Genomic DNA, 13,326 nt, shown 5'->3' with positions numbered 1-13,326 from the left:
AGCACGAGGAGTCAGCGAACAATGGCCTTCTCCGTCCAGATGCCCGCACTCGGTGAGAGCGTCACCGAGGGCACGGTCACCCGGTGGTTGAAGCAGGAAGGCGACCGGGTGGAGGTGGACGAGCCGTTGCTCGAGGTGTCCACCGACAAGGTCGACACCGAGATCCCGTCCCCGGCGGCCGGCGTCCTGCAGAAGATCGTCGCGCAGGAGGACGACACCGTCGAGGTCGGCGGCGAGCTCGCGATCATCGGTGACGGTGACAGCGGTTCCGCCGCTCCCGCACCGGCTCCCGCCCAGGAGTCCGCGCCCGAGCCCGAGCCGCAGCAGACCCAGCCGTCGGCGCAGCCCGCCGAGGCCGCGCAGGAGGCTCCGGCCGCGCCCGCCCAGTCCGGTGGTTCGGCTCAGGGCACCGACGTCACGATGCCCGCGCTCGGCGAGTCCGTCACCGAGGGCACCGTCACCCGCTGGCTGAAGCAGGTCGGCGACAGCGTCGAGGTCGACGAGCCGCTGCTCGAGGTCTCGACCGACAAGGTCGACACCGAGATCCCGTCGCCGGTCGCGGGCACGCTGCTCGAGATCACCGCGGGTGAGGACGAGACCGTCGAGGTCGGCGGCAAGCTCGCCGTCATCGGTTCGGGCAGCCCGGCTCCGGCCGCCGCGCCCGCCCCGGCTCCCGCGCCCGCCCCGGCCGCTCCGGCTCCTGCTCCCGCCGCTGCTCCGGCTCCGGCCCCGCAGGCCGCCCCGGCTCCGGCCGCTCCGGCTCCGCAGGCCGCGCCCGCCGCGCCTTCTTCTGACGACGCGAACGGCACGCCGTACGTCACGCCGCTGGTGCGCAAGCTCGCGTCGGAGAACGGCATCGACCTGAGCTCGCTGAAGGGCACCGGTGTCGGTGGCCGCATCCGCAAGCAGGACGTGCTCGCCGCCGTCGAGGCCAAGAAGGCCCCGGCTCCGGCACCCGCCGCCGCTGCTCCGGCCGCTGCCCCCGCCACTCGCACCGCCGCTCCGGTCGCGGTCGACAACTCCGGCAAGCGCGGCACCGTGCAGAAGCTCCCGCGCCTGCGTCAGATCGTCGCGCAGCGCACCCGCGAGTCGCTGCAGATGTCGGCCCAGCTCACCCAGGTGTTCGAGGTCGACGTCACCAAGATCGCCCGCCTGCGCAACCAGGCGAAGAAGGCGTTCGAGGCGCGTGAGGGCGCGAAGCTCACGTTCCTGCCGTTCTTCGCGAAGGCCGCCATCGAGGCGCTCAAGGCCCACCCGGTGCTCAACGCGTCGATCGACGAGGAGCGCAAGGAGGTCACCTACCACGGTGCCGAGCACCTCGGTCTGGCGATCGACACGGAGCGCGGCCTGCTCAACGCCGTGATCCACAACGCCGGTGACCTGAACCTGTCGGGCATCGCCCACAAGATCGGTGACCTGGCCGCGCGCGCCCGTTCGAACAAGCTCACGCCGGACGAGCTCACCGGTGGCACGTTCTCGCTGACCAACCTGGGCAGCAACGGCGCGCTCTTCGACACCCCGATCATCCAGCAGCCGCAGGTCGGCATCCTGGGCGTCGGCGTGGTGAAGAAGCGTCCGGTCGTCATCACCGACGAGAACGGCGACGACACCATCGCGATCCGCTCGATGATGTACCTCGCGCTCACCTACGACCACCGCCTGGTCGACGGTGCCGACGCGGGCCGCTTCCTCACGACGGTCAAGAACCGTCTGGAGGAGGGCGCGTTCGAGGCCGACCTCGGTCTCTGAGCGCCTGATCAGCGCTGATATCCAATATATTGGGTATCAGTCGCTGATATATCGGATACTGGTCGAAGGCCACCCCGGTTCTGCCAGGGGTGGCCTTCGGCACATCTGGGCTTCTGCATGCGACGTATTGCTGTGCAGGTAATGACACAGTGCGGAACGATCTACTCATGCGAGTTGTCATCGCGGGATCGTCGGGCTTGATCGGGACGAGTCTGGTCGCGTCGATGCGCGCCGCCGGGCACGAGGTGCTGCGGCTGGTGCGCCGCAAGGCCGCCGCGCCTGACGAACGCGGGTGGGACCCGTATGCCGGGCGCATCGACTCAGGGACGTTCGACGGCGTCGACGCCGTCGTGAACCTGTGCGGTGCGGGCATCGGCGACAAGCGGTGGGACGACGCGCGCAAGCAGGTGTTGCACGACAGCCGCGTCGTGCCGGCCGAGGTGTTGTCGGCCGCGGTCGTCGAGCACGGGGTGCCGGCGCTGGTGAACTCGTCGGGCGCCCACTTCTACGGCGACACCGGTTCGCGGCTGGCGGACGAGAACGCGCCGGGCGGGCACACGTTCATGTCGCGGCTGACCCAGGACTGGGAGGCGGCGACGTCCGTGGCGCAGGAGGGTGGCGTGCGGGTGGTGCTGATGCGCACCGCCGTCGTGATCTCGCCGTCGGGCGGGGTGTTCGGCCGGCTGAAGCCTGTGTTCCAGTTCTTCCTGGGCGGCAAGCTCGGTACCGGGGAGCAGTTCTTCCCGTGGGTGTCGCTGGACGACGTGGTGTCCGCGTACCGGTTCGTCGTCGAGCACGACGAGATTCGCGGGCCGGTGAACGTCGCCGGTCCGACGCCGGTGACGAACGCCGAGTTCACCAAGGCGGTCGGGGCGGCGTTGCACCGGCCGACGCCGTGGGTGGTGCCGGCGTTCGCGTTGAAGACGTTGCTCGGTGCGGAGATGGCGCAGGAACTGCTGCTGAGCGGGCCGGGACTCACACCGAAGGTGCTGGAGAGCCGCGGGTTCCGCTTCATGCATCCCGCGCTGCCGTCCGCCTTGAACGCGGCGGTCGCATGACTCGTGTGGTCGCCGCCGTCCTGGTGATCTCCTGGATCCTGCTCGGCATGCCGGAGGTCACCGGGCTCGACGTGTGGGTGCACGACGCGCTGCCGCGCCCGGATTGGCTGCGGGCGACGGCGTACGTCGTGAGCCTGGTGCTCGGGCCGACGATCGGGTGGTCGTTCGCGGCGGTGTTGTTCGTGCTGGCGTGGCGGCGGCGTGATCTGCGGTTGTGGAAGGCGTTGGCGTTGCACGGGCTGTGTTGCGCGACGGTGTTGGTGCGGTGGCTGTTCGACCGGGTGCGGCCTGTGGAGTACCACCTGCCGAGCTATCCGAGCGGGCACACCGTGGCGGTCGCCTCGGTGGCGTTCACGATGATCGTGCTGCTGCACCGTGGCGTGTTGTGGGCCGTTCTGGCGGTGCTCGTGGCCGGGTTCGCCAGGGTCGTGCTGGAGATGCACTGGGTCACCGATGTCATCGGCGCGGTGCTGGGTGTGACGGGTGTTGGACTCGTGGCAGCGCTGGCTCTGGGGTTGGTAACGTCGGGTCGTGAACTCGTGCCGCACCTCGTCAGACCCCGTCGTCGTCCGTGAGCTGGGCCTCATCGACTACATGGCGGCGTGGGACCTCCAGAAGGAGATCGCGGAGAAGCGCGCAGGCGGCACCGCTGAGGACACGCTGCTCCTGCTCGAGCACCCGCCCGTCTACACGTGCGGCCGACGCACTCTGGACGAGGAGCGCCCGCGCGGCGGCGACACCCCGGTCATCGACGTCGACCGTGGCGGCAAGATCACCTGGCACGGTCCTGGTCAGCTGGTCGGCTATCCGATCGTCAGGCTGATCGAACCGATGGACGTCGTGGAGTACGTGCGGCGCATCGAGCAGGGCCTGATCGACGTGTGCGACCAGCTCGGCGTGCACACCGGCCGGGTCGAGGGCCGCAGCGGCGTGTGGATCCCGGCCGACGACCGCGGCCCGGAGCGCAAGGTCGCCGCGATCGGCATCCGCGTGCAGCGCGGCGTGACCATGCACGGCTTCGAGATCAACTGCAACGCGAGCCTCGACGCGTTCGGCGACATCATCCCGTGCGGCATCAAGGACGCGGGCGTCGCTTCGCTCTCGCACGAGCTGGACCGGGACGTCACCGTGGCCGAGGTGCTGCCGATGGCACGTGACGCTGTGCTCGCGGCACTGGACGGAACCCTCCCCCTGACGGACCGCACTTTGACCCGCTCTGGCCCCGTCGCGCCGGGGATCACCTTCGCTAGCATTCCGTAGCCCCGCGGCGGGGAACCGCGGGTTTCCCAGGGGGTTTTCCGGAGGAGGGTGCGTCGTGAGACTTTCTCGACGCCAGTTGTTCACGGCTGCCGGTGTCACGGCGCTCGCGTCATCAGGTCTCCCGTTCGGCGGTGCGGCGGCGGTAGCCGCACCGGCGCGCACGTGGAGCGGCGAGATCCAGGTCGGCGACTGGGAGCAGTACTACCTCGGGCTCGACGGCGGCGCGCATCAGAAGGCGCTCAGTGCGTTGGGCATCGCACATCGCGACGGCGTTCGCGCCGACGAGCCGTACCTGATGGTGCCGGTCGAGTCCGTGCGACGGGCCGCGCTGGAGTTCGGCGACCACGCTGCCGCCGACGTGCTGCGCGACCGCTTCGGGCTGGACTCGCCGTCGATGCTCGGTCGCGGGCTGAAGCTGGTGCTAGGCAAGGACGGGCTGGAACGCCGCTATCTCGACGACCCCGCGCTGCAGCTGCGGTACATCGGATATCGGCGGCGGTTCGGACGGTATGCCATGCCGATGCCGGACGAGGTTCGCCGCGCACTCGCCTGAGCGAGGGTCACGGGGAGATATCCCATATCCGATGTGCGATATATCGGATATGGGATATGAGCCTCGCTGATATACGGGATATCAGGACAACTGCGGAGCCACGTCGGCAGCGACCTCGGTGACGTGGTCGAGGTCGGACAGGTCCAGCATCTGCAGGTAGACGCGCTGGATGCCGGTCTGCTCGCGCCACGTGCCGATGCGGTCGACAACCTCGGCCGGGGTTCCGCAGAGACCGTTCTCCTTGAGCTCGGACACCTCGCGGCCGATCGCGGCGGCGCGGCGGGACACGTCGGCATCGGTGCGGCCGACGCAGGCGACGAGGGCCACCGAGCGGATGATCTCGCGGTGGTCGCGGCCGATTTCGGCGCACGCGGCGTCGACGCGGGCGTACTGCTCGACGGCGGCGTCGATGCCCACGAACGGGAGGTTGAACTCGGTGGCGTAGCTCGCGGCCAGTGCCGGGGTGCGGCGCGCGCCCATGCCGCCGATGACGACCGGGATGCGGTCCTGCGCGGGCTTGGGGAGAGCCGGAGCGTCGGTGAGGTTGTAGTGCTTGCCCTCGAAGGAGAAGGTGCCGCCGACCGGGGTCTCCCAGAGGCCCGTGATGATGGCGAGCTGTTCCTCGTAGCGTTCGAAGCGGGCGCCGAGCGTCGGGAACGGGATGCCGTAGGCGGTGTGTTCCGCCTCGTACCAGCCGGCGCCGATGCCGAACTCCACGCGGCCGCCGGACATCTGGTCGACCTGGGCGACGCTGATGGCGAGCGGGCCGGGGTAGCGGAACGTCGCGGCGGTCATCAGAGTGCCCAGGCGGATCGTGCTGGTGTCGCGGGCCAGACCAGCGAAGGTGATCCACGGGTCCGTCGGGCCCGGCAGCCCGTCGACCGAGCCCATCTTGAGGTAGTGGTCGGAGCGGAAGAAGGCGCCGTAGCCGGCGTCCTCCGCCGTCCTGGCCACGCGGAGCAGGTCGTCGTAGCTCGCCCCCTGCTGGGGCTCGGTGAAGATGCGCAGTTCCACGACAAAGAACTCAGTCGTGCGAACGATGTCCCGCACGACGCCAGTTGAGACGACGATCAGGCGAACCTGGGTGCGGGCGCGGCGGCACCGTCCGAAGTGAACACTCCGCGCGCCACCAGGTGCGGGTGCGCAGCGGCTTCTTCCAGTGTCAGCACCGGGGTCACGCAGGCGTCGGTGTCACCGAACACCTCTGCCCACTCGTCTCGGGTCCTGGTCAGGAACGCCTCGGCGAACGTCTTGCGCAGCAACGGCCAGCCGTCGCGGTCCAGCTGCGGCGGAAGGTCGTCGGCGGACAAGCCCAGGCCGGTCAGCAGCAACGCGTAGAACTGCGGTTCCAGCGAACCCACGGCGACGGAACGTCCGTCAGCGCACTCGTACAGCGCGTAGAACGGGCAGCCGCCGTCCAGCAGGTTCGAGTCGGGCGCGTCGTCCCACACCGACTGCGCCTTCATCGACCAGATCATCTGGGCGAGCGAGGCCACGCCGTCGACGATCGCCGCGTCGACGACCTGGCCTCGGCCGGTGCGCTGGCGTTCCCACAACGCCGCCAGCACGCCCACCACCAGGTACAGCGACCCACCGCCGAAGTCACCGACGAGGTTCAGCGGCGGTTTGCCGATCGCGTGCAGGACACCGGTCAGCGACAGGTAGTTGATGTCGTGGCCGGCCCGGTCGGCCAGCGGGCCGGACTGGCCCCAGCCGGTCATCCGCGCGTAGACCAGACCGGGATTGACCGCCAGGCAGTCGGACGGGCCCAGCCCGAGCCGTTCCAGCACGCCGGGCCGGAACCCCTCGATCACCACGTCGGCGGCCGAGATCAGCGACAGCACCGAGGCACGGCCCTCGGCGGACTTCAGGTCCGCGGACACCGAACGCCTGCCGCGCAACAGGAAGTCGCGGGAGGCGTCCGGCACCACGGACAGGCCGCCGGACGGACGCTCGACGCGCACGACCTCCGCGCCGAGGTCCGCGAGCAGCATCGCGCCGTGCGGGCCCGGACCGATGCCGCCGAACTCGACGACCTTCAAGCCCCGCAAAGGTCCCATCAGGCTTCGAAGGACAGGCGCGGGGTGAAGATCGCCCCCTGCGACTCGGCCAGGCCGCGCATCGCCTTGGCGTGGCCGCCGAAGTCCGGGTGCCCCAGCGCGGCACGCAGCGCGTCAGCGCTCTCCCACAACGCGATGTTCACGTACGACGCCGGGTCGTCCAGCTGGCGCGACAGCGTGTACTTGATCAGGCCCGGCTGCTCCCGCAGGAACGCCGCCGTCTCGTCGAAGGCCTTCTCGAACTCCTCGGGGTCGCCGGTCAGCGTGAAACGGTTGACGAAGGTGATCATGACTCTCCCCAAAACCGGTGTCAGCTCCAGGAGAACCATGCACACCGCGTCTTGAGACGTGCTCAAGGAACACCCGCCACGCTGCTGAGCATGCGCATCATCGATCTGTCTTCCCACATTGACGCATCCGCGTACGAAGCGGACCCGGTGACGCACGAGGTGCTCACGGCCGCCCAGGGTGCCCAGCACATGGCCGAGCAGCTCAAGGCGCGGCTGGGCATCGAGTTCGACGTGTCCGTGCTGCGGGACTCGGAGTTCCTGACGCTGGACCGGATCAGCCTCACCTCCCACACCGGCACGCACGTCGACGCGCCCTCCCACTACGGCTCGAAGACCACGTACGGCAACGGAATCCCCCGCCACATCGACGAGATGCCGCTGGAGTGGTTCCACAACCCCGGCGTGAAGCTCGACGTCCGCGGCCACGGCACCGGCGTCATCGGCCCAGACGTGCTGGAGAAGGAGTTCGCCCGCATCGGCTACACGCCGAAGCCGATGGACATCGTCATCCTCGACACCGGCGCCGCCCAGCACGCGGGCACCCAGACCTACTTCACCGACTACACCGGGCTCGACGGTCCCGCCACGAACCTGTTGCTGGACCTGGGGGTCAAGGTGATCGCGACCGACGCGTTCAGTCTCGACGCGCCTTTCCCGGACATCGTCAAGCGCTACCTCGCGACCAAGGACGAGAGCGTGCTGTGGCCAGCGCACTTCGCCGGCCGCGACCGCGAGTACTGCCAGATCGAACGCCTCTCGAACCTGGAAGCGTTGCCGGACTTCGGGTTCACGGTCGTCGCGTTCCCGGTCAAGATCAAGGGCGCCGGCGCGGGCTGGACGCGTGCGGTCGCACTGCTCGACGACCATCTCTCGAGTGAGAGCTGAATCACCACAATTACCGTAAAAGCATGGAGAACAACGAAATGCGGCCACCTGAAACCGAAGACCACATCATCCGCGGCATCGACTAGTTGCCAGCCAAAGGGCCGCCCTCCGGCAGAGGGCGGCCCTTTTATACGTCTCACACCAGACGCGAACGAGCAGCCTCGACGGAATCCGAGGCGTCCAGCAACGGCAACACCTGGGAAACACCCGTCCGCACGGCTTTCGTGCGGCGCGCGAACGACGTCAGCGTCTGGCCGGGTCCGGCTTCCACCAGCAGGACGTCGTACATCGCCAGCAGCTCGTTCAACGCTGGTCCGAAGTAGACGGCATCGGTCAGCTGCCGAGTCCAGAACCGCGCCGACAACGCGTCCTCGGCGGTCATCAGCTTGCCCGTGTAGCCGGAGTACACCGGCAGGGAGGGCGCGGAGGGCGACGCGCTCCACGAAGCCAGGGCCTCATCCACTGCGGGCTGCATGGCCGGGCTGTGGAACGGTGTCGACGCCGGCACCGTCACGACGATGTACTCGTCCGCCTCCAGCCGCAGCCGCACCCGAGCGAGCGGCTCGTCCGACCCGGCCAGCATCGTCTGCCGAGCCGAGTTCACCGCCGCGATCGCGACATCGCCTTCCAGGTAGGGCACCAGGTCGGCTTCGGAACCCGCGACGGCCAGCATGCCACCGGACGGAATCGGCACGGCCGACAACACCCGGTCCCGCACCAGGGAAACGGCCTCCTCCAACGAGAAGACCCCGGCGAGAGTCGCCGCGACGACCTCCCCCGCCGAGTGCCCGATCAACGCGACAGGCTGAACACCCCACGACAAGACGGTGCGCCCCAACGCGTAGTCGACCGCGAACAACAACGGCTGAGCACGCGACACGTGGTCGATGTCAGCACCGGAAAGCCAGTCCTCACAAGCAACCGCACCAACCTCGCCGAAGAGCTCGAACACCTCGTCGATGACCGAGGTGAACACGGGATCCGTGCCGTACAGGGACGCCGCCATCCGCGGGTACTGCGACCCCTGCCCGGGAAACATCAGTGCTACATCCACGAAAGCCTCCAGAAACGGCTCAGGGGCCGCGAAGGAAATCTCGCGACCCCTGAGCAACGGGTGACATCACCTGTACTCGCGAACCACCATGGCGGAGTTGAACCCGCCCTTGCCACGACCGAGCACCAGCGCGGCCTTCACCTTGCCGTGCCGCGCCTCGTTCATCACGAGGTCCAGCTCGTACTCCGGCACGGGGTTCTCGACGTTGACGGTCGGCGGGATCGCGCTCCAGTAGATGGAGAGGATCGCCGACGCCACGTCCAGCGACCCGCCGCCGGCGAACAGCCGGCCGGTCATGGTCTTCGGCGCCGTCACCGGCACACCGAACGGCCCGAAGATCCCCTTGATCGCCTCGGCCTCGGCCTTGTCGAGCTCGGGAATGCCCGCCGCGTCGGCGAACACCACGTCGATCTCGGAGGCGTCCATGCCGGCGTCGCGCAACGCCAGCTCGGCGGCCCGCTTCAGCCCCGGCTCCCGCGACGGCATCCGCGAGTCGAACGTCGCGGCATACCCGACGATCTCGCCGTAGATCCGGGTGCCGGGACGCTCGGCCGCCGACTCCGGCGTCTCGACCACCATGATCGCGCCGCCCTCACCGGCGACGTACCCGGAGGCGTCGCGGTCGAACGGCAGATAGGCGCGGCGAGGGTTGTTGTTGCGCGACAGGGAACCCGACGCCTGGTGCGCCACCCACGCCCACGGGCACAGGGACGAGTCCATGCCACCCGTGAGCGCCAGCTTCACTCCCTTGCGCAGCTGGCGACGGGCGTGCCCGATGGAGTCGATGCCACCGGCCTGCTCGGACACCACCACCGCGCCGGGACCGCGTGTGCCGTGGCGGATGGAGATCTGGCCCGTGTTGACCGCGTAGAACCACGCGAACGACTGGTACGCCGAGACGTACTCCGGGCCCTGGTGCCACAGCTTCTGCAGCTCCCGCTGACCGAACTCGTACCCGCCCGCCGTCGCCGCGGTGATCACCGCGATGTCGGTGTCAGGGATGTCGTTGGGCTGCACGCCCGCGCCGCGCAACGCCCAGTCAGTGCCCACCAGCGTCAACCGCGTCATGTGGTCCGTCTGCGGCAGCAACCGGCCCTGCAGGTGCCGGCCTGCCTCGAAGCCCGGCACCTCGCCGGCGATCTTCGCCCAGTAGTTGGCACTGTCGAACCGGGTGATCGGCTTGATCGCCGCCTCCCCGTGCAGGGTCGCCCGCCAGTACGCGGTCGGCCCCAGCCCGTTCGGCGACGCGATGCCGATTCCTGTCACCACCGCCCGAGTCACCGGCCTGCCCCTTCCACCTTCTTGAGCACCATGGCGCTCTGGAATCCACCGAAACCACTGCCCACGGTCAGGACCGTGTTGACCTTCGCCTCGCGCGCGACCAGCGGCACGTAGTCCAGGTCGCACTCGGGGTCCGGCTCGTGCAGGTTCGCCGTCGGCGGGATGAGGTTCTCCTCGAACGCCAGCAGCGAGCCGACGATCTCCAGCGAACCGATCGCGCCCAGCGAGTGCCCGATCATCGACTTGAAGCCCGACACCGGCGTCTTGTACGCATGCGCGCCCAACGAACGCTTGAACGCCGCCGTCTCGTGCAGGTCGTTCTGCTTGGTGCCCGAGCCGTGCGCGTTGATGTAGCCGACGTCGGTGGCGTCCGAACGCGCCTGCTTCAACGCGATGTTGATGGCGTCGGACATCTCGATGCCCTCGGGGTGCAGGCCCGTCATGTGGTAGGCGTTGCACCGCGAGGCGAACCCGGCGACCTCTCCGTAGATGTGGGCACCGCGAGCGCGGGCGTGCTCCAGCTCCTCGAGCACGATGATCGCGGAACCCTCGCCCAGCACCAGGCCGTCACGTGTCTTGTCGAACGGGCGGCACGCCGTGGTGGGATCGTCGTTGCGGGTGCTCGACGCGCGGATGACGTCGAAGCACACCACGGTGATCGGGGAGAGCGGAGCCTCGGTGCCGCCGGTGACGACGACGTCCGCGGAGCCCTCCATGATCAGCTCAGCCGCGTAGCCGACCGAGTCCAGACCGGACGTGCAGCCCGTGGAGACCACGGAGACCGGTCCCTCCGCGCCGACCGTCCACGCCAGCTCCGTCGCCATCGAGGACGGCGTGAAGTAGTCGTAGAGGTGCGGCACGGCGTAGGACTGGTCGACCTCCCAGTACTTGCCCCGGTCGGAGCCGACGATGAACTCGCGCTCCAGCGAGGTCGTGCAGCCGACCGCGGTGCCGAGCGAGACACCGATGCGGCCGGGGTCGAGCTGGTCGAACTCGATGCCCGAGTCGGCCATCGCCTCGCGGCCCGCGACGACCGCGAACTGCGCGGCGCGGTCGAGCCTGCGGATCTCCTGCGGCGACAGGCCTTCGCGCACGGGGTCGAAATCTGCTTCACCCGCCATGCGGGAGCGGTACGGAGACGCGTCGAAGTGCGTGATGATGCGAGTCGCCGTACGCCCTTCGGACAGCAGTTTCCAATACGCCTTCGTTCCGATGCCACCAGGTGCTACCACGCCCACCCCGGTGATGACGGCGCGACGACTCATCGGACACCTCCAATCGCCTTCTGTGCGGACACGGTCTGCTCCAATCTCGGACAGGGCACAGGAGCGATACCTGTTTCTGCCGAATGAACCGATGGTGAAACGGCCCGATCGAGGCCACCTCGAACAACGGCGTAGGACCGCTGCAAGAGGCCCGCCCCCGCCTCCGCGGCGAACAGCTGCTTCGCCACGAAGTCGCCGCCGTGGCAACCAAAACCTAGGGGCACACCGGTTTCCGCGACCGTCTCGACGATCTCGCCGATCTGGTCCGGCCACAGCCTGCCCGCTGTGTCGTGCAGCAACACGGTTTCCGCCCCAGCCTCCGCGGCCGTCAGCACGACCTCGAGCGCGTGCTCGGGATCGGCCAGCCAGCCGTCGAAGAAGTCCCGCGCCTCGACGATCACTCGCCGTTGGGCGCGCACGAGTTGACGCACGGCCTCTCGTAACCCGGAAACCGAATCCGGGAAGAAGCCGTGCCCTTGCACAACCATTGCCACCGCGGCGGTTTCCGCGGCGAGCAGTGCGGTGAGGTCTTCCGCACCACCGGACACGACGAGGGTGGTGGCCCGCAACCGGAGCTCGACCGCGGCACGGCGGTAGAACCGCCCCGGCCGGCCTCCGTCGACGAACGTGAGTCCCGGCGTGTCGAGGCGCCGCGCCGCGACCAGTCTGTCCGAGATGGACAGTCCGGTGCGACGCAGCGAGATGTCGTAGTGCTCCATCTAGAACCCCGACAGCAGTACGCGGGAAGCCTCGATCTCGTAAGCACAGGGCGCCACTTCGGACGGACATCCCTTGCGCTGATGTTCGATCGCCGCCTTCTCCAGGTACATCGACACGACGTAGAGCCCGTTGCGGCTCGCGGCACGCGCCGCGGCGGTGAGCAGTTCCGCGCCACCCAACCCCATCGCGCGTCACCTCATCCGTTCTCGGCGAATTCCTTCGCGTGCCGGAGCGTCGTGAGGCTGTTGGTTCCCAGCGCGTGACGGATGAGCTCGCGAGCGCGCTCGAGCGTGCCGTCCGGCCCGAGCACCTCGGTCACGACCTCCGGCCGGATGACGACCGTGTGGTGCGAGGTCGCCTCGATGCCGGCCTCGATACCGTCGCCGATGTCCCTGAGCGTCCACCGGCCGACGTGCGCCGCCATGATCGGCGGCGTGGCCGTCTGCTTGTAGACGATGCTGTCGTACGGGAAGCAGACCCGCACCGAGTGCGTGGTGTGGATCGACCCGTCCGGGCTGCGCGTGTCCATCTCCATGGACTGCACGCCGGTGACAGCTTCCTTCAGGTCCAGCCGGGCGACGTGCGGCAGCCGCTGCGGCCACAGGTCCGACCGGTACAGGAAGTCGAAGACGTCCTTGCGACCCGCGTGGATCGTGATGCTGTCGGAGAACGACAGCACCAGCTTGTCGTAGTCGTCGCCGTACTCGGCGGCGCGCTTGAGCGCCGCGAGCTCGGCGTCACTGTTGTTGTTGACCGCGTTGAGGATGAGGTCGACCGCCTCCGGCTGGGCGGCGGTGAAGTGGTGCAGCAGATCGACCCGAGTCGCCGAGTCGGCGATCGGGACGATCCGCCACTCCCCACCCATCGTCTTGACGGGCGCGGCCGAACGCTCCTGCTCGAACTTGACGTGCAGGTTCGCCGGATCGAGCTCGCGACGGGACGTCCACGTGCGCACGTCACCGTTGGCGAACGCGTGCAGCCGCAGCCGTTCGGTGGATCCGTCCCGTTCGAACACCTCGGCGTGCACCGTGGGTCCGAAGGTGTACGGCCAGGTCGTCACGTCCGCGACCAGGTCGTAGACCACCTTGGCGGGAGCACCGATCATGACCGTGTGCGTGGTGGTGTGCGTCATGTTCGTCTCCGTTCCGATT

General features: G+C 68.8%; 15 protein-coding genes. 6 read left to right on the top strand and 9 right to left on the bottom strand.

Features of this window, described 5'->3' with window-relative positions; translation table 11 throughout:
* Nucleotides 1-21: 21 nt before the first annotated feature.
* The 5 genes from sucB to ABFX45_RS22840 all read left to right on the top strand — a co-directional run bounded on the left by sucB (nucleotide 22) and on the right by ABFX45_RS22840 (nucleotide 4,620).
* Nucleotides 22-1,749 carry a 2-oxoglutarate dehydrogenase, E2 component, dihydrolipoamide succinyltransferase gene (gene sucB, locus ABFX45_RS22860; protein ID WP_112229185.1) on the top strand — a complete coding sequence of 576 codons (1,728 nt, stop codon included), beginning with the start codon at nucleotides 22-24 and terminating at the stop codon, nucleotides 1,747-1,749.
* Between the two features lie 167 nt (nucleotides 1,750-1,916).
* A complete protein-coding gene (locus ABFX45_RS22855) occupies nucleotides 1,917-2,807 on the top strand; it encodes a TIGR01777 family oxidoreductase (RefSeq protein WP_346131887.1) in 891 nt (296 codons plus the stop codon).
* A complete protein-coding gene (locus ABFX45_RS22850) occupies nucleotides 2,804-3,382 on the top strand; it encodes a phosphatase PAP2 family protein (RefSeq protein ID WP_109640584.1) in 579 nt (192 codons plus the stop codon). The genes ABFX45_RS22855 and ABFX45_RS22850 overlap by 4 nt, the downstream gene beginning before the upstream one ends.
* On the top strand, nucleotides 3,339-4,067 hold the full coding sequence (gene lipB / locus ABFX45_RS22845; RefSeq protein ID WP_109640585.1) for a lipoyl(octanoyl) transferase LipB: 729 nt from the start codon (nucleotides 3,339-3,341) through the stop codon (nucleotides 4,065-4,067). Before ABFX45_RS22850 ends, lipB begins: the two co-directional genes overlap by 44 nt.
* Before the next feature lie 55 nt (nucleotides 4,068-4,122).
* Complete coding sequence (locus tag ABFX45_RS22840) at nucleotides 4,123-4,620, top strand: hypothetical protein (protein WP_346131886.1); 498 nt, start codon at nucleotides 4,123-4,125, stop codon at nucleotides 4,618-4,620.
* 81 nt (nucleotides 4,621-4,701) lie between these two features.
* On the opposite strand, the gene ABFX45_RS22835 is transcribed toward ABFX45_RS22840, so the two are convergent.
* Genes ABFX45_RS22835 through ABFX45_RS22825 form a run of 3 tightly spaced genes read right to left on the bottom strand, consistent with a single transcriptional unit; the run spans nucleotide 4,702 to nucleotide 6,970 of the window.
* Nucleotides 4,702-5,634, bottom strand: coding sequence for an LLM class F420-dependent oxidoreductase (locus ABFX45_RS22835; protein ID WP_346131922.1), 933 nt, complete (start codon nucleotides 5,632-5,634; stop codon nucleotides 4,702-4,704).
* A 56-nt stretch (nucleotides 5,635-5,690) separates the two neighbouring features.
* Complete coding sequence (locus tag ABFX45_RS22830) at nucleotides 5,691-6,683, bottom strand: CaiB/BaiF CoA transferase family protein (protein ID WP_346131921.1); 993 nt, start codon at nucleotides 6,681-6,683, stop codon at nucleotides 5,691-5,693.
* Complete coding sequence (locus ABFX45_RS22825) at nucleotides 6,680-6,970, bottom strand: antibiotic biosynthesis monooxygenase family protein (RefSeq protein ID WP_109640589.1); 291 nt, start codon at nucleotides 6,968-6,970, stop codon at nucleotides 6,680-6,682. Before ABFX45_RS22825 ends, ABFX45_RS22830 begins: the two co-directional genes overlap by 4 nt.
* Before the next feature lie 90 nt (nucleotides 6,971-7,060).
* On the opposite strand from ABFX45_RS22825, the gene ABFX45_RS22820 reads away from it, so the two are divergent.
* A complete protein-coding gene (locus ABFX45_RS22820; RefSeq protein WP_112229179.1) occupies nucleotides 7,061-7,855 on the top strand; it encodes a cyclase family protein in 795 nt (264 codons plus the stop codon).
* Between the two features lie 136 nt (nucleotides 7,856-7,991).
* Here the strand turns inward: ABFX45_RS22820 and ABFX45_RS22815 are convergent, their stop codons facing one another.
* From ABFX45_RS22815 to ABFX45_RS22790, 6 genes are all read right to left on the bottom strand, one after another.
* Nucleotides 7,992-8,909 (bottom strand): acyltransferase domain-containing protein, encoded by a 918-nt coding sequence (locus ABFX45_RS22815; protein ID WP_211337641.1) that lies wholly within the window; start codon nucleotides 8,907-8,909, stop codon nucleotides 7,992-7,994.
* 66 nt (nucleotides 8,910-8,975) lie between these two features.
* Nucleotides 8,976-10,190, bottom strand: a complete 1,215-nt coding sequence (locus tag ABFX45_RS22810; protein WP_109640592.1) for a ketosynthase chain-length factor — start codon at nucleotides 10,188-10,190, stop codon at nucleotides 8,976-8,978.
* On the bottom strand, nucleotides 10,187-11,455 hold the full coding sequence (locus tag ABFX45_RS22805) for a beta-ketoacyl-[acyl-carrier-protein] synthase family protein (RefSeq protein WP_109640593.1): 1,269 nt from the start codon (nucleotides 11,453-11,455) through the stop codon (nucleotides 10,187-10,189). The genes ABFX45_RS22810 and ABFX45_RS22805 overlap by 4 nt, the downstream gene beginning before the upstream one ends.
* Entirely contained in the window at nucleotides 11,452-12,174 is a 723-nt protein-coding gene (locus ABFX45_RS22800) for a beta/alpha barrel domain-containing protein (RefSeq protein WP_109640594.1), read from the bottom strand. Before ABFX45_RS22800 ends, ABFX45_RS22805 begins: the two co-directional genes overlap by 4 nt.
* Complete coding sequence (locus ABFX45_RS22795) at nucleotides 12,175-12,360, bottom strand: hypothetical protein (RefSeq protein ID WP_109640595.1); 186 nt, start codon at nucleotides 12,358-12,360, stop codon at nucleotides 12,175-12,177.
* A gap of 11 nt (nucleotides 12,361-12,371) precedes the next feature.
* Nucleotides 12,372-13,307, bottom strand: coding sequence for an aromatase/cyclase (locus ABFX45_RS22790; RefSeq protein WP_109640596.1), 936 nt, complete (start codon nucleotides 13,305-13,307; stop codon nucleotides 12,372-12,374).
* Nucleotides 13,308-13,326 lie beyond the last annotated feature (19 nt).

Source organism: Lentzea roselyniae, from assembly GCF_039537795.1.
GTDB classification, from domain to species: domain Bacteria; phylum Actinomycetota; class Actinomycetes; order Mycobacteriales; family Pseudonocardiaceae; genus Lentzea; species Lentzea atacamensis.
The sequence above is the reverse complement of the archived record's forward strand: the minus strand, read 5'-3'. Positions and strand labels throughout refer to the sequence as shown.

Bases quoted from the DNA above. Each gene is read 5' to 3' on its own strand.
- sucB (WP_112229185.1), top strand. From the start codon at position 22: ATGGCCTTCTCCGTCCAGATGCCCGCACTCGGTGAGAGCGTCACCGAG.
- ABFX45_RS22855 (WP_346131887.1), top strand. From the start codon at position 1,917: ATGCGAGTTGTCATCGCGGGATCGTCGGGCTTGATCGGGACGAGTCTG.
- ABFX45_RS22850 (WP_109640584.1), top strand. From the start codon at position 2,804: ATGACTCGTGTGGTCGCCGCCGTCCTGGTGATCTCCTGGATCCTGCTC.
- ABFX45_RS22825 (WP_109640589.1), bottom strand. From the start codon at position 6,970: ATGATCACCTTCGTCAACCGTTTCACGCTGACCGGCGACCCCGAGGAG.
- ABFX45_RS22820 (WP_112229179.1), top strand. From the start codon at position 7,061: ATGCGCATCATCGATCTGTCTTCCCACATTGACGCATCCGCGTACGAA.
- ABFX45_RS22805 (WP_109640593.1), bottom strand. From the start codon at position 11,455: ATGAGTCGTCGCGCCGTCATCACCGGGGTGGGCGTGGTAGCACCTGGT.
- ABFX45_RS22800 (WP_109640594.1), bottom strand. From the start codon at position 12,174: ATGGAGCACTACGACATCTCGCTGCGTCGCACCGGACTGTCCATCTCG.
- ABFX45_RS22795 (WP_109640595.1), bottom strand. From the start codon at position 12,360: ATGGGGTTGGGTGGCGCGGAACTGCTCACCGCCGCGGCGCGTGCCGCG.
- ABFX45_RS22790 (WP_109640596.1), bottom strand. From the start codon at position 13,307: ATGACGCACACCACCACGCACACGGTCATGATCGGTGCTCCCGCCAAG.